Raw genomic sequence first — 14182 nt, forward strand, 5'->3', positions numbered from 1 at the left:
GTCTTGGTCTCCCGTTTTAAAGTTTTTCACCGGCGTGCTTGCGACCGGCGAAAATATAGATCAGGCCCCCCAGCACAGGCAGGAAAACAGCGATGACCAGCCAGATGGCCTTTTGCTGGAAGGATGAGAAGCGGTGGTTCCAGATATGCCAGATGCTCCAGAGGTTGGGCAGGATGGGGATCAGGGCCACCAGGACGTGCCACCAGGCAAAGGTCATGATTTTTTCTCCTTGCTCTTTTCCGGGGCTTCCGGGGTGCGCCAGATGACGATGCAGGCCAGGAAGGCGCCGACGCAGATGGCCATGTCCGCCACGTTGAAGGCGGGCCAGTGCCACTGCCCCACATAGACATCCACAAAGTCGATGACCGCCCGGAAGCGGATGCGGTCCACCAGATTGCCCAGTGCGCCCCCCAGCACCAGCCCCAGCCCGGCACTGAGCCAGGCATTGAAGCGGGAGCTGCGCAGCAGGGCCACGATGGCCACGGCGGCCACCACGGTCGCGCCCAGGAACAGCCAGAACTGCCACTGGATGTCGGAACGGTTCAAAAAGCCGAAGGCAGCGCCCCGGTTGTGGACCAGCACCAGATCCAGCAGGCCGGGGATGACCGTCACGGGCTGCAGGGGATCGATGGCGGCCACGGCCCACCACTTGGTCAGCTGGTCAAGGACCAGCGCCAGCAGGCCGTAGCCGCCCAGGATCGTATATTTGCGCATTACGCCTCAGGCAGTTCCGCCATGACCCTGGCACAGCGGGGGCAGAGGGTGGGGTGCGCGGGATCGCTGCCCAGTTCGGTGCTGTAGATCCAGCAGCGTTCGCACTTTTCACCGGCGGCCTTGGCCACGCCCACGGCCAGACCGGCCACTTCGGCGTCCTGCACGGCGTCGGCCGGAGCTTCGGCCAGGGGCGCCAGATGCAGCTGCGAGACGATGAAGAAGGCGCGCAGGTCGGTGTGCAGGCCTTCCAGGCGTTCACGCAGTTCGTCGGCCACATAAAGGGTCACGCTGGTATCCAGCGAATGGCCCACCACGCTGTCGCGACGCAGGGGCTCGATGGCGCGGGTCACGGCGCCGCGCACGGCCAGCAGCACGTTCCAGTCGTCGCGCACGCCGTCTTCCAGCAGATAGGGCTTGCTGTCCACGGGCGGCAGGGCAAAGACGGTAGGCAGGTCGTCGCGCAGGTCGTTGGGCAGGTGGTGGAAGATCTCTTCGGCGGTGAAGGACAGCACCGGGGCCATGTCGCGCACCAGCATGCAGAGCAGGTGGTACAGGGCGGTCTGGGCCGAGCGGCGTTCCTTGCTGGCGGGAGCGGAGGAATACAGACGGTCCTTGAGGATGTCCAGATACACGGCCGAGAGGTCGGTCACGCAATAGTTGTGCAGGGTGTGGTAGACCTTGTGGAAGTCGTAGGTCATGTAGGCATCCTGCACGCGGTCATGCACCTGGGCGGCGGCATGGAGCGCGTAGCGGTCCAGAGGCAGCAGCTGGTCCAGGGGCAGCAGGTCGGCGCGGGTCAGGTCGTTGATGGTGCCCAGGATGAAGCGGCAGGTGTTGCGGATACGGCGGTAGGCATCCACCAGTCGGCCCAGGATCTGTTCCGAGATGCGGATGTCTTCGCGGTATTCCACCGAGGAGACCCACAGGCGCACGATCTCGGCGCCGTACTTGTCGATGAGTTCCTGCGGGGCGATGACGTTGCCGATGGACTTGGACATCTTGCGGCCGTCGCCGTCCACCACATAGCCGTGGGTCAGCACGGCCTTGTAGGGCGGATCGTTACGGGTGCCTTCGGCCACCAGCAGGGAACTGTGGAACCAGCCGCGGTGCTGGTCCGAGCCTTCCAGATACAGGTCGGCAGGCGCGGAGAGCTCGGGGCGGCTCTCCAGCACGGCGGCGAAGCTGGTACCGGAGTCGAACCACACGTCGAGGATGTCGTCTTCCTTTTCCCAGTGCTGGCCGCCGCAGTGGGGGCACTTGAGGCCTTCGGGCACGATCTCTTCCAGGGGCGCTTCATACCAGTAGTCGCAGCCCGTGGGGTGCTTGGCGAAGCGGTCGGCCATCTCGTGCATCCACTTGGCGTCGTTCCAGGCTTCGCCGCAGTCCTTGCAGAGCAGGGCCATGATGGGCACGCCCCACTGACGCTGGCGCGAGATGCACCAGTCGGGACGGGACTCGATCATGTTGTAGATGCGGTCGCGGCCCCAGGCGGGGATCCACTGCACCTTGGTGTCGATGGCGTTGAGGGCCTTCTTGCGCAGGTCGTTCTTTTCCATGCTGATGAACCACTGGGTGGTGGCACGGAAGATGACCGGCTGCTTGCAGCGCCAGCAGTGCGGGTAGGAGTGGCTGATCTTGGCGGTCTTGAGCAGGGCGCCCACTTCGGTCAGCTTTTCGATGACCTTGGGGTTGGCTTCAAAGACGTTGAGACCGGCGAAAAATTCCACGGACGGCAGGAAGCGGCCCGCATCGTCCAGGGGCGAGTAGACGTCCAGCTTGTAGGCCAGGCCCACTTCGTAGTCCTCGCGGCCGTGGCCGGGAGCGGTGTGGACGCAGCCGGTACCGGCATCCAGGGTCACGTGGCGGCCCAGGATCAGGGGGGACTGGCGGTCATAGAAGGGATGACGGGCGATGAGGCCTTCCAGCTCCTGACCGGTGGCGCGGCCCACCACGGTCACGTCTTCCCAGCCGAAGGACTTGGCGCAGCCTTCCAGCAGCTCTTCGGCCAGCAGGTACTGGCAGCCGCCGGTCTCCACCAGCACGTAGGTGAACTCGGGATGCAGGCAGACGGCCATGTTGTCCGGCAGGGTCCAGGGCGTGGTGGTCCAGATGACCACATAGGCGCGGGACGGATCGGCGCCGGGGATGCGCTGGGCCAGGGCGGCGTCGTTGAGGGCGAAGCGCACGAAGATGGAGGGCGAGGTATGGTCGCCGTATTCCACTTCGGCTTCGGCCAGGGCCGTATGGCAGGAGCAGCACCAGTAGATGGGCTTCTTAGCGCGCACCACACCGCCCTTGTCCACGAACTTGGCCAGTTCGTGGGCCGTGGCGGCCTCATAGGCGGGGTTCATGCTTTTGTAGGGATCGTCCCAGTTGCCCAGCACGCCCAGGCGCTTGAACTCCTTGCGCTGGATGTCGATCCACTTGCCGGCGTAGTCGCGGCACATCTTGCGCACCACGTGGGCGGGCAGGGTCTTTTTCTTTTCCTTCAGTTCCTGTTCCACCTTGTGCTCGATGGGCAGGCCGTGGCAGTCCCAGCCGGGCACATAGTGGGCGCGATAGCCCTGCATGTTGCGCGACTTGACCACGATATCCTTCAGGATCTTGTTCAGGGCCGTGCCCATGTGGATATGACCGTTGGCATACGGCGGGCCGTCATGCAGGACGAACGCACCCTTGTCGGTGCAGTTCTCGATCATGGCTTCACAGGCTTTGGTTTCTTCCCACTGCTTGAGCTGCTGGGGCTCGCGCTGGGCAAGATTGGCCTTCATGGGGAAGGCGGTCTTGGGCAAATTCAGGGTTTTTTTATAGTCGCTCATGCTGGCTCCTCAGGCAATGTAAAAAGCGCCTAAGTTTCGGCAAATACGTTTGTAAAGTCAAGGAAAGGGCAGCAGGAAAGGCCGCCCTGACGCGCTTTTCCGCCGGAAAACGCAGCCGGGGACACGGCCGCTGCCCGGCACATGCGGATGCGGGCTTTTCCGGGTGGGCCAAAGGCCCCGCCGGAGACAGGGAAAGCTGGCGTAAATAGCCGCGGACGGCGAGAGAGGGGACAGGGGGGCGGGCACGTGCTGGTGAACGGCCGGACCCCGCTGCCGGATGATGAAAAGGGCTTTCCCACGGGAAAGCCCTTTGCTGTCGCTGCGGATCAGAACAGGGGTTTCTGCCCTTCGATGGCCTCGGCCACCTCGCGCAGGGCCGCCAGGCTCTCCTGGGCCTGCTCAGGGGTGAGGCTGTGCAGGGCGAAGCCCGCGTGGACGATGACGTAATCACCGACCTTGGGCGGCTCGGGCAGCAGGAGCATGGAAGCGGTAAGGTAGGTCTGGCTTTCGCCCACACGCACGCGGGCCATGCCCTGTTCCTGGAGTTCGACCACCTGGGCCGGAATGGCAAGACACATGACTCTTCCTCGATGGTTAACAGGTACTGTCGGGATCGTTCCCGGCGTATTGGCGGGACAGGCGCAGGATCTCCTTGCGGACCTCGTCCAGATAGGCGGGGAAGCGTTCCTGCACGACGGGGGAAAGCTCCATGCTCCAGGAGGTGTAGTCCGCGGGCTCCATGCCCATGACGGTGAGGTTGGGGCGGGAGCCGTGGAGCATCTCGGCCATGCGCAGGGAATCCAGCAGGTCGATGTCGTGGATGGAGAGGCGCTGCTTCTCGTTGTCCACCAGCTGGTTCTCGGTCAGATGATAGACCGTGCCGGGGCCGGCATGGCCATGGACGATGTCCAGGATGAGCACATGGGCAAAGCCCTTGAACAGATAGAAGACATCCTGGGTGAAGGTACCCGCTTCCATGATGGTGACGTTTTCGGGCCAGGATTCCCCGGCCAGGGTCTGGGCGGCGTGGACGCCGACACCGTCGTCGGTGAGGAGCAGGTTGCCGATACCCATGACAAGCACTTTGTCCATACTATCCTCGGTACAGGAGTTGCGCCCGCTGGGGGCGGGATGTGGTGTCCGCCGTGCCCGGTGCCGCATGGGCGCCGGCCGTGCAGGCGCGGATGCCCCGGCAGGGACGGATCACGGACAGGCGACAGCATAGCAGCCCGGCGGGGCAGCCGCAAGGGGATGGCGGGGAAGGGAGGGATGCCCGGCGGATGGAACATCCTCCCGGGCGAGCAATGCTCCCCGGGCGAGCGCCGGAGCGCAGATACGAAAAAGGGCGGGGTCACCCCCGCCCTTTCGGTTTGTGTGGTTTGCGTACGGCCTAATGCTCGTCGTCGTCACCAAAGAGCCAGGGGCCCTTCTTGGGGAACAGCATGGTGTTCCAGTAGAGGACGTAGACGGGCAGGGTCACGAACATCATGACGTAGGCCCAGTTCTTGGTGTAGAGGAAGTAGTCGTAAAAGGTATGGAATTCCATGATTTTCCTCCTGTCCTAGTGGGCGTCCTTGAAGTCGGGGTGTTCGTACAGCACCGGCATGTGATAGACGATGAAGCGGTACACGGTCACGATCAGGGTCACCACGAAGATGGAGATGCACACTTCCCAGATGCTGGGGAAGTAGCGCTCGTCAGCGGGCAGGGCATAGTTGAAGGCGATCATGGACACGTTGAAACGGTTCAGGACGATACCCAGCACGGCGTTGGCGGAAGCGAAGCGGCAGAGCTTGATGTTGCGGTCGCGAGAGCCCTTGGCATACAGCAGAGCGGGCGTCAGCACGAAGAACAGCATTTCCACCAGCCACCACAGACCGTAACCGGTGCAGAGGTAAGGCAGGTTGGCCTGGACCAGCATGTCGATGAGCTTCAGCATGAAGTAGCCGAAGAGGATGAAGGCACCGGCCTTGGAGAAGCTGAAGACCACTTCGTCAGCTTCGCGCAGGTGGGTCTCGTCCATGTAGTGGTGCACGCCCTTGTGGGCCCACATGCCTTCAAAGATAACCATGGAGCAACCGGCAGCCATGGAGCTGACGAAGAAGAACATGGGCATGAAGGGGGAGTACCACAGCGGATGCAGCTTGCCGGGGGCGATCAGGTAGAGGGCGCCCAGCGAGGACTGGTGCAGGGTGGACAGGCACACGCCGAAGATGGTCAGGATGATGGTGCAGCGCACCACGACCTTGCGCCACTTCTTGAGGAAGGGGAACTTGCAGGACAGCCATTCCATGGGAGCCACCGAGAATTCGATGAACAGCACGGTCAGGTAGGTAGCCACGCACAGACCCACTTCGAACAGAACGGAGGTGGTGCCGGGGAAGAAGAACATGTAGGGCAGACGCAGCGGGTGACCAAGGTCATACAGCAGGGCGAACACCACGAAGGCGTAGCCCAGGAAGGCGGTGGTCACAGCGGGGCGCACGGCCGAATGGAAGTGCTTCATGCCCATGACGTAGCAGGCCACGGTGGTGAAGTAACCACCGGCGGCCAGACACACGCCGCAGAGCAGGTCGAAGCCGATCCACATGCCCCAGGGCATGGTATCGGACAGGTTGGTGATGGAGCCGATACCCTGGGTGAAGCGGATGAAGGTCAGTACGAAGCCCACGACCAGGATGACCGCGGTGATCATGTTGCCGGGGCGACGCAGGGAAAACTCACCAAGGTTGAACAGTTTGTCCTTGGTGGGGATCACGATTTGGTGCTGGGACATTTACTTATCCTCCCCGTGCTTGCAGCCGCAGCAGCCGTCGCAGCCGTTTTGAGCTTCACGGGCCTTGAGGGCCTGGATCATGGCCTTGCGGGCCTCATCGGCGGCCACGGGACCCTGATTCTGCTCGATGCTGCGCACAGCGGCGTCCATGGCGGCCGTCACATCTTCCTTGGCGGTCTGGACGGTCTTTTCCTGGGCGGCCTTGCTCATGGCCTCACGACGCTTGGTCATGCCGTAGGCGCCACCGAAGAGGATGGGCCAGAAGGCGATGATCATGGGCACGGCACCCAGGGCGCCGTAGGTCAGTTCACCCATGGGACGGTTGCCCAGGTGGGTGTCCAGACCCAGTTCCTTGAAGGTATGGCCGGCATCGGCCGTACCGGCGGCCTTGACGGCCGACGGGGTCGGCTTGGGAGCCAGGACCATCCAGGCGGTACCGCCGGCGTCCCATTCGCCATAGATGTAGTCCACGTATTTGCCGGGGTTCTCGGCGATACGCTTGCGGGCGATCTTGATGAGGTCGGAACGGCGGCCGAAGGTCAGGGCGTCCATGGGGCAGGCTTCCACACAGCCGGGCAGCTTGCCTTCCTTCAGGCGGGGTTCGCAGAAGGTGCACTTCTGGACCAACGGGTCCCAGGCCTCGTCGTATTCGAAGCCGGGCACATAGAAGGGGCAGGCGATCATGCAGTAACGGCAGCCCACGCACTGGGAACCGTCGTAGGTCACGCTGCCGTCAGGCTGCTTCTGGAAGCATTTGGCGAAACAGGCGGAGGCACAGGCCGGGTCGTTGCAGTGGAAGCACTGCAGCTTGCGGAACACGGGCTTACCGCCCACTTCGTACTTGTTGATCACCGTCCAGGCATCGGCGGAGGTACGACGATGCTTGTCACAGACGGAAAGGTCGGTGAAGGGCTTTTCGGGCTTGGGCAGGTTGTTGACCTTGTTGCAAGCCTCTTCGCAGCTGCGGCAGCCGATGCAGCGGGTGGTATCGTGCAGGACGCCGTAGCTGTCTTCATAGTAAGGGAACATATGGGTGCCGCCGGCCTTGGCCACTTGTGCCGTGCCCAATGCGGAAGCGACGCCAGCGCTGCCCAGGATGGTCAGAAATTTTCTACGATCCATAATCGTACTCTCCAGCTAGTTGGCGTTCTCGGTCGCACGCGGCTTGTGGCAGGACGCGCAGGACGTATCGAGGGGACGGGCAACGTCCATGCCGTCATGGCAACCCATGCACTGCAGATGATACGCGGCCTTCAGCGTGGGACGCTCGGGCACGCGGGGATCGATCTTGGCGGAGTGGCAGCTGCCGCACTTGGGCGGAGTGGCCGACAGGGGGCTGCGATGGTGGCAGGTGGCGCACAGGATCTCGGGTTCGCTGTGGAACGCCTTGGCCAGATTGTCGCCTTCAATGCGCTTCATGAGCGAAGAGACGTGACGACGATGGTTGAAGAGGTTGGGCTCGAACTTGTCGGACAGGCTGCCGATCTCCACCTTGTAGGGGCAGGCTTCGGGGGCCAGGTAGTCCACGGGCTTGCGTTCAGCGATGGTGGCTTCGGCCAGGGCGACGCGGTCCTCGGCGGACAGCTTGCCGGCCACGCCCAGCTGATACTGTTCGGGGGTCATCTTGGAGGTGACCACGTGGCAGACGCCGCACCACTGGTCGTCACGCTTGGGAGTGACGATCTCGTGGCAGCCGGCGCATTCGCGGCGTTCCTTGTACTGCTCTTCGTGGCAGCTCACACAGCTCTTGGGCGTGACGCCATCCTTGCGCGGGGCAATCTTGGTGGCGTGCATGGCGCGCTCAAGGTTGATGAAGTTGCCCTCGGCTTTGCCTTCCACGGTATGACAGGTGCTACAGGCCACCATGTCGCCCGTGTGATGACAGGCCGTGCAATCGTCGATCTTGTCGACGTGAGCCTGATGGTTGAATGTCACCGGCGTCATGCTGGCGCCCTTGGGATTGGGCTTTTCGCTGACCGGAAAGAGAACCGTGGCATTAGGCATTTCCGCGTCGGATTCTTCCAGACCCACCGCCACAGCGCGGTTGGCTTCGGGAAGCATCAGACAGGCCACGCCGGCCAAGGCAATCACCGCCGCCAAAAGCAGTGCTTTACCGTTCCTCATGTGCTCGTCCTTTTGAAACAGACTTTTCCCCATTCTCCCGCAGCGTGGAGCCGCGGGCGTCCTCCGGCTCTCATGAGCCAAACACACCAATAATGTGTGGCAAGTTATCGCAGGCACAAGGCCACGTCAAGGGGAGGTCGCGAGCAGAAAAGCTTACTTGTACGCTGGTATTGGGGCATCCGGGCTGGAGAAAAAGGGGACCGCGGCGGGAAAAATCCTTGCGGCTGGCCCTGTTTCGGGAACGGATCAGGCAAAGAAGGCGGGAGTGGGCGGGAGGGGAGAACGGGCGGGATGTCAAGAAATATTTTGAGAAATCTCTTGTGACACGCGTCAAAAAGGGGGCTCCAGAGGCCGGGCCCTGCTCTCTGCGGGGAAGGACCTCCGTACGGGCATGAAAAAAGCACCATACCGCGGCCGTGCCGGGCATGGTGCCGTGATCTATCTGCCGGCTGGGGAGGGGAGAGCGGGCGTCCGCCCGCCCCGGTTCAGCAGGCCTGCCGGGCGGCCGCCAGCAGGCCGTCCAGATCCTGCGGGGCGAAGAAGCGGGCCTCGCTGCGGGCCCGGAACCAGGTGCGCTGGCGCTTGGCATAGGCGCGGGTGTTGTGCAGCCAGAGGCGGCGGCATTCCTCCAGGGAAAGCTCGCCGCGCAGATGGGCCAGCACTTCGGCGCAGCCGATGCCGGACCAGCCGGGGGCCGCGGCATCGTCACAGCGCCGCCGGGCGGCGCGGGCCTCGTCCAGGGCCCCCTGTTCCAGCATCAGGTCGATGCGGCGGGCCAGGCGGGGCGTCAGGGCATCCAGCTCCATGTCCAGCACCAGCAAGGGCCCGGCGCAGGGCGGTTCGGGCATGCCGTGCTCGTGCCACCAGCTGAAGGTATGGCCGGTGCCGGCCAGCACTTCCAGGGCACGCACGATGCGCTGGCGGTCATTGGGATGGATGCGGGCCGCGTAGGCGGGATCTTTGGCGGCCAGTTCGGCATGGAGGGCCGCCGGGCCCTCCTCGGCCAGCCGGGCCGTGAGGGCGGCGGTGATGGCCGGATCGATGGCCGGTATCTCGGCGATGCCGTGCAGCAGGCCCTGGAAGTACAGGCCGGTACCGCCCACCAGCAGGGGCACATGGCCCCGGGCCAGCACGGCCTTTGCCTCGGCCACGGCCTGGTCGGCCCAGCGGCCGGCGCTGATCTTCTGTTCCGTGGGCAGAAAGCCGTACAGGTGATGCGGACAGCAGGCCTGTTCCTCGGGCGAGGGCTGGGCCGTGATGAGCGGAAAATCGCTGTAGACCTGGCGGGAGTCTGCGTTGATGACCTCGCCGCCCAGGGCTTCGGCCAGGGCCAGGGCCGCGGCGGTCTTGCCGCAGCCCGTGGGGCCGGCCAGACAGATGACGGGCAGGGGCGCGGCCATCTTATTTGTTGACGCGGAAGCCGCCGTAGGGGGCGGAGAGGCAGGGGGTGGCCTGACGCACTTCGCCGCGCTGGTACTTTTCCATCAGGCGCAGGCGCACGTTCTCGGGCACCAGGCCCACGATGTCGGCGCCGTGGCTGGCCGCGGCCTTGACGATGGTGGAGCTGATGAACAGCCACTGGTAGTCGGTCATCAGGAACACGGTCTGGATGTCGCGCTGCAGGCGGCGGTTCATGAGGGCCAGCTGGAATTCGTATTCGAAGTCCGAGACGGCGCGCAGACCGCGCAGGATGGCACAGGCCCCGCGCTTGGCCGCATACTCCACGGTCAGGCCGGTGAAGGGTTCCACCAGGATGCGGTCGTCGTCGCCCACGGCCTCGCGGGCCATGGCCACGCGCTCTTCCTGGGAGAAGAGGGGGAACTTGGGCGTATTGTCGGCCACGGCCACCACGATCTGGTCGAAGACGGCCAGGCCGCGGCGGATGAGGGCCAGATGCCCGTTGGTCAGGGGGTCGAAAGTGCCGGGATAGAGTGCCAGTTTCATGCGAGTGTCCATATCAGTATGCGGGTTTGACCAAAATGGCGTTCCACCAGCAGTTCCAGACTGTCGGGAGCGGCCACGACGGCGTCTTTTTCGATCTCGGCGCAGATGAGGGCGCCGGGCGCCAGCCAGTTACGTTTGAGCAGGCCCTGCAGGGTGGCGTTGAGCAGGTTCTTGCGGTAGGGCGGGTCCAGGAAGACCAGGTCGAAACAGCCCATGGGCGTATTGTTCAGGGTCTTGCGCACGTCGTCGCGGATCAGGCGCACGCAGTCCTCCACGCCCAGCTGGCGGATGTTGTCGGCCAGGCAGCGGGCGGCCACGGCGGAATTCTCCACCAGCACGGCCAGCTCGGCGCCGCGGCTCACGGCTTCGAAGGCCAGGCTGCCGCTGCCGGCGAAAAGGTCGAGCACGCGCGCCCCTTCCCAGACCACGCCCCGCGAGGTGAGCATGGAGAACAGGGATTCGCGCGTTTTGCCCATGGCCGGGCGGTAGCCTTCGCCCTCCACGGTCTTGATGCGTCTGCCGCCCAGTCTGCCGGAGATGATGCGCATGGTTTTTCCTGTATTTTCTGTGCCGTGGATGAACGGCGGTTGGCTGTACAAAGGGTGCCCTCAGGGCAGGGAAAAGACTTGTACCTGCGGGGCGGCCCTTCCGTCAATGGGCGGCCGGGGCATCCCGTAAAGCGCGGAAGGGCGCGGCCCCAAGGCCGCGCCCCGTAAGACGGTCACATGCGGGAAAGGAGACGGGTCAGGGCGTAATCCATCTTGGCCAGGGCGTCCTGCAGTTCGGTCTGCTGGACCCAGGGGCTCTGCTCCACGTCGGCCAGCTTGCCCTTGAACATGCCCCACTTGCGTTCCACTTCGCCGGTGAGGAAGTCCCAGTTGATGCGGGGATGGGCCAGGGCCTCGTGCTGGACGGTCTGGGCCACCTGATGGCCTTCGAGGATCATCTCTTCCATATAGCCGGGCACCAGCGGGGTCACACCGAACTTTTCCTTGATCAGGCCGGAAAGGGTGGTCTGGGCCTTTTCTTCACCGTGGACCAGGACCACGTTGGCCTTGTCGTGGACCAGGGGCTCCAGCCAGGAGAGCAGCTGGTCCTGCCCGGCGTGGGCGGAGAAGCCGTTGATGGTGTAGATGCGGGCGGCGATGTCCATATCTTCACCGAACAGGGTGATCTTGCTGGCTTTTTCCACGATCTTGCGGCCGGGGGTGCCCACGGCCTGATAGCCCACGAAGACGATGCTGGCCCCGGGCTTCCAGATGTTGTGCTTGAGGTGATGGCGCACACGGCCCGCGTTGCACATGCCGCTGGCCGAGATGATGATGGCCGGTCCCTTGTAGTCGTTGATGCTCTGGGATTCCGCGGCAGACAGGGTGTAGCGCAGGTTGGGCAGCTCGAAGGGGTCGTCGCCCTGGTGCAGCATCTTCTGGGCGTCCTCGTCGAAGAGCTCGCGGTTGCGGCGGAAGACCTCGGTGGCGCGGATGGCCAGGGGGCTGTCCACGAAGACGGGCATGTCCGCGGGCAGTTTGCCCTTGCTCTGGAGGATGTGCAGACAGTAGAGGATCTCCTGCGTGCGCTCCACGGCAAAGGCGGGGATGATGACCTTTTCGCCCTTGCTGTAGCTGTAGGCGATGGCGTCGGCCAGTTCCTGGTCGCTGATGTCCTCGTCCTTGTGGTTGCGGTCGCCGTAGGTGGACTCCATGAAGATGTAATCGGCCTTGGGCGGGCTTTCGGGGTCGCGCACGATGAGGGCCTGGGGACGGCCGATGTCGCCCGAGAAGATGATGCTGGTGGTCTTGTCGTCCTCGGTCACTTCCAGGCGCAGGGAGCCGGAGCCGAGGATGTGGCCCGCATCATAGTAGGTGACCTTGATGCCCGGGGCGGGCTCGAAGTCCTCATGGTAGGCCACGGGGTGCAGGAGCTCGGCGGTCTTGAGGGCGTCCTCGGTGGTGTACAGGGCTGCGGGCGGGTTCTTGAGGCCGCGGCGGCTGTACTTTTTGGCTTCCCACTGGGCTTCCATCTCCTGGATGTGGGCGCTGTCCTGCAGCATGATGTCCAGCAGTTCGCTGGTGGCCTTGGTACAGTAGATGGGCTTGCTGAAACCTTCGCGCACCATGAGGGGCAGCAGACCGGAATGGTCGATATGCGCGTGGGTCACGAGGATGAAGTCGATATTGCCAGGGGCGTAGGGACGGGGATTGCGGTTGCGCTCCTCGATGGCCTTGTTGCCCTGGTGCATGCCGCAGTCGATACAGAAACGCTTGCCGCAGGCCTCTATCATATAACAGGAGCCGGTAACGGTCTGGGCAGCGCCGAGAAACTGGACTTTCATGGGATGCTCCGGGGTGATGTTCTGCTTGCCGGATGCAAGCGGGGGATTCTTCACTATGCGCTTCCTGCCCCGGAAGCGCAAGGCCCCATAAACCTTTGACGGGCTGTTCCGGGCGGTTTAAGATGGATGTTCATCAAAAATTCTTTTTTGGTTTGAGACCTCCCCCTTCAGGAAGGGCTGATCCGCACGACCCCTATCCGTCGGTCGCGGAGCCAGTCGGCGGATGGGGCGACTGTGGATTGAAACATTTCTGCGATCCTCGCAACAAGGAGGCTTTCATGGAGATCCGGCAGAACGTCATCGACGATCTCAATGCCATGACCACGGAGTCCTGGCGCACCATCCGCATCATGGCCGAAATGGTCCAGGCCCTGGATACCCTGAACAAGCTGGGCACCAACTGCGTGTCCATCTTCGGCTCGGCCCGCTCCACCTCAGACATGCCCGAATACCGGGATGCCGAGCGTCTGGCCCGGATGCTGGTGGAAAAGGGCTTCGGCGTCATCACCGGCGGCGGCCCCGGCGTCATGGAAGCGGCCAACAAGGGCGCTGCCGAGGCGGGCGGCGTTTCCGTGGGCCTGCACATCGAGCTGCCCCACGAACAGGGCTGCAACCAGTATGTGAAGACGCGCTGCAATTTCCGCTACTTCTTTACCCGCAAGTTCATGTTCGTGAAGTACGCCATGGCCTATGTGGTCATGCCCGGCGGCATGGGGACCATCGACGAACTGTCCGAGGCCTTCGTGCTGGCCCAGACCGGACGCATCCGGCCCTTCCCCATCATCCTTTATAATTCCTCCTACTGGGCGGGCCTGCTGGAGTGGCTGCGCACGAGCATGGCCAACGGCGGTTTCATCAACCGGGAAGAGATCGACAAGCTCGTCACGGTGTGCGACACGCCCGAGCAGGTGGTGGAGCATCTGTGCAAGATCGTGATCTTGTAAGCAACGGGGCGCTGATACGCCCCTGCGGCGGGCCCGTGCCTTCCGCGCCGCCGGGCTGGAGCTGGGAGTCCCTCATGCGTCTGGCCCTGGACGAGGCGCGGCAGGCCGCCCGCGAGGACGAAGTGCCTGTGGGCGCGGTGCTGGTGGCGGCGGATGGCCGTCTGCTGGCCCGCGCCCACAACCGGCCCGTGGCCCTGCACGATCCCACGGCCCATGCCGAGATCCTGGCCCTGCGGGCCGCCGGGGCCGCCAGCGGCAATTACCGTCTGGGCGGCGGGGTGCTGGTGGTGACCCTGGAACCCTGCGCCATGTGCGCCGCGGCCCTGGTCCATGCCCGGCTCGCCGGGGTGGTCTACGGGGCGGCCGACAGGCTGGCCGGTGCCGTGACTTCCTGCACCGAGACGCTGGACCAGCCTTTCTTCAATCACCGGGTCTGGCATATGGGCGGCGTGCTGGCCCGGGAAAGCGTGGACCTGTTGCAGGACTTCTTTGCCGGACGGCGGGACTGACCCCGCTTTTTTTGCGGGTA

General features: G+C 64.0%; 15 protein-coding genes. 2 read left to right on the plus strand and 13 right to left on the minus strand.

From position 1 onward, the window contains the following. Positions 1–16: 16 nt before the first annotated feature. The 13 genes from ACQRCJ_RS01360 to ACQRCJ_RS01420 form a co-directional block, all read right to left on the minus strand. Entirely contained in the window at positions 17–217 is a 201-nt protein-coding gene (locus ACQRCJ_RS01360) for a PLDc N-terminal domain-containing protein (protein WP_006006176.1), read from the minus strand. After that, positions 214–714 carry a signal peptidase II gene (gene lspA, locus ACQRCJ_RS01365; RefSeq protein WP_168934511.1) on the minus strand — a complete coding sequence of 167 codons (501 nt, stop codon included), beginning with the start codon at positions 712–714 and terminating at the stop codon, positions 214–216. The genes ACQRCJ_RS01360 and lspA overlap by 4 nt, the downstream gene beginning before the upstream one ends. After that, positions 714–3533 carry an isoleucine--tRNA ligase gene (gene ileS, locus ACQRCJ_RS01370; protein WP_427799205.1) on the minus strand — a complete coding sequence of 940 codons (2820 nt, stop codon included), beginning with the start codon at positions 3531–3533 and terminating at the stop codon, positions 714–716. Before ileS ends, lspA begins: the two co-directional genes overlap by 1 nt. A 326-nt stretch (positions 3534–3859) precedes the next feature. Then, positions 3860–4111, minus strand: coding sequence for a HypC/HybG/HupF family hydrogenase formation chaperone (locus ACQRCJ_RS01375; protein ID WP_006006184.1), 252 nt, complete (start codon positions 4109–4111; stop codon positions 3860–3862). A 16-nt stretch (positions 4112–4127) separates the two neighbouring features. Further along, positions 4128–4625, minus strand: a complete 498-nt coding sequence (gene hysD / locus ACQRCJ_RS01380) for a NiFeSe hydrogenase maturation protease (protein WP_006006186.1) — start codon at positions 4623–4625, stop codon at positions 4128–4130. A 298-nt stretch (positions 4626–4923) separates the two neighbouring features. Beyond that, positions 4924–5079, minus strand: coding sequence for a hypothetical protein (locus ACQRCJ_RS01385; RefSeq protein WP_168934509.1), 156 nt, complete (start codon positions 5077–5079; stop codon positions 4924–4926). 15 nt (positions 5080–5094) lie between these two features. Continuing rightward, positions 5095–6309, minus strand: coding sequence for a sulfate respiration complex protein HmcC (hmcC, locus tag ACQRCJ_RS01390; RefSeq protein ID WP_006006190.1), 1215 nt, complete (start codon positions 6307–6309; stop codon positions 5095–5097). Then, positions 6310–7431 (minus strand): sulfate respiration complex iron-sulfur protein HmcB, encoded by a 1122-nt coding sequence (hmcB, locus tag ACQRCJ_RS01395; protein ID WP_427799206.1) that lies wholly within the window; start codon positions 7429–7431, stop codon positions 6310–6312. Between the two features lie 15 nt (positions 7432–7446). Next, positions 7447–8433 (minus strand): nine-heme cytochrome c, encoded by a 987-nt coding sequence (locus tag ACQRCJ_RS01400; RefSeq protein WP_168934506.1) that lies wholly within the window; start codon positions 8431–8433, stop codon positions 7447–7449. A 485-nt stretch (positions 8434–8918) separates the two neighbouring features. Then, positions 8919–9833 carry a tRNA (adenosine(37)-N6)-dimethylallyltransferase MiaA gene (gene miaA / locus ACQRCJ_RS01405; RefSeq protein ID WP_204625179.1) on the minus strand — a complete coding sequence of 305 codons (915 nt, stop codon included), beginning with the start codon at positions 9831–9833 and terminating at the stop codon, positions 8919–8921. A gap of 1 nt (position 9834) precedes the next feature. After that, positions 9835–10389, minus strand: a complete 555-nt coding sequence (gene coaD, locus ACQRCJ_RS01410; protein ID WP_006006201.1) for a pantetheine-phosphate adenylyltransferase — start codon at positions 10387–10389, stop codon at positions 9835–9837. Next, on the minus strand, positions 10374–10925 hold the full coding sequence (gene rsmD / locus ACQRCJ_RS01415; RefSeq protein ID WP_168934504.1) for a 16S rRNA (guanine(966)-N(2))-methyltransferase RsmD: 552 nt from the start codon (positions 10923–10925) through the stop codon (positions 10374–10376). The genes coaD and rsmD overlap by 16 nt, the downstream gene beginning before the upstream one ends. Before the next feature lie 173 nt (positions 10926–11098). Next, positions 11099–12709 (minus strand): MBL fold metallo-hydrolase RNA specificity domain-containing protein, encoded by a 1611-nt coding sequence (locus ACQRCJ_RS01420; protein ID WP_204625177.1) that lies wholly within the window; start codon positions 12707–12709, stop codon positions 11099–11101. Between the two features lie 278 nt (positions 12710–12987). Between ACQRCJ_RS01420 and ACQRCJ_RS01425 the strand changes: the two genes are divergently transcribed. Both ACQRCJ_RS01425 and tadA read left to right on the plus strand, forming a co-directional pair. Continuing rightward, positions 12988–13653, plus strand: coding sequence for a TIGR00730 family Rossman fold protein (locus tag ACQRCJ_RS01425; protein WP_427799207.1), 666 nt, complete (start codon positions 12988–12990; stop codon positions 13651–13653). A 35-nt stretch (positions 13654–13688) separates the two neighbouring features. After that, positions 13689–14162, plus strand: a complete 474-nt coding sequence (gene tadA, locus ACQRCJ_RS01430) for a tRNA adenosine(34) deaminase TadA (RefSeq protein WP_370684896.1) — start codon at positions 13689–13691, stop codon at positions 14160–14162. Positions 14163–14182 lie beyond the last annotated feature (20 nt).

Source organism: Desulfovibrio sp. SGI.102 (assembly GCF_050314315.1).
Classification (GTDB): Bacteria; Desulfobacterota; Desulfovibrionia; order Desulfovibrionales; family Desulfovibrionaceae; genus Desulfovibrio.

Excerpts from the sequence above, each read along its gene's own strand:
- ileS (WP_427799205.1), bottom strand. The coding sequence starts at position 3,533 with ATGAGCGACTATAAAAAAACCCTGAATTTGCCCAAGACCGCCTTCCCC.
- ACQRCJ_RS01425 (WP_427799207.1), top strand. The coding sequence starts at position 12,988 with ATGGAGATCCGGCAGAACGTCATCGACGATCTCAATGCCATGACCACG.
- lspA (WP_168934511.1), bottom strand. The coding sequence starts at position 714 with ATGCGCAAATATACGATCCTGGGCGGCTACGGCCTGCTGGCGCTGGTC.
- miaA (WP_204625179.1), bottom strand. The coding sequence starts at position 9,833 with ATGGCCGCGCCCCTGCCCGTCATCTGTCTGGCCGGCCCCACGGGCTGC.
- ACQRCJ_RS01400 (WP_168934506.1), bottom strand. The coding sequence starts at position 8,433 with ATGAGGAACGGTAAAGCACTGCTTTTGGCGGCGGTGATTGCCTTGGCC.
- hmcB (WP_427799206.1), bottom strand. The coding sequence starts at position 7,431 with ATGGATCGTAGAAAATTTCTGACCATCCTGGGCAGCGCTGGCGTCGCT.
- ACQRCJ_RS01375 (WP_006006184.1), bottom strand. The coding sequence starts at position 4,111 with ATGTGTCTTGCCATTCCGGCCCAGGTGGTCGAACTCCAGGAACAGGGC.
- ACQRCJ_RS01420 (WP_204625177.1), bottom strand. The coding sequence starts at position 12,709 with ATGAAAGTCCAGTTTCTCGGCGCTGCCCAGACCGTTACCGGCTCCTGT.
- ACQRCJ_RS01360 (WP_006006176.1), bottom strand. The coding sequence starts at position 217 with ATGACCTTTGCCTGGTGGCACGTCCTGGTGGCCCTGATCCCCATCCTG.
- hysD (WP_006006186.1), bottom strand. The coding sequence starts at position 4,625 with ATGGACAAAGTGCTTGTCATGGGTATCGGCAACCTGCTCCTCACCGAC.
- hmcC (WP_006006190.1), bottom strand. The coding sequence starts at position 6,309 with ATGTCCCAGCACCAAATCGTGATCCCCACCAAGGACAAACTGTTCAAC.
- coaD (WP_006006201.1), bottom strand. The coding sequence starts at position 10,389 with ATGGACACTCGCATGAAACTGGCACTCTATCCCGGCACTTTCGACCCC.
- ACQRCJ_RS01385 (WP_168934509.1), bottom strand. The coding sequence starts at position 5,079 with ATGGAATTCCATACCTTTTACGACTACTTCCTCTACACCAAGAACTGG.
- rsmD (WP_168934504.1), bottom strand. The coding sequence starts at position 10,925 with ATGCGCATCATCTCCGGCAGACTGGGCGGCAGACGCATCAAGACCGTG.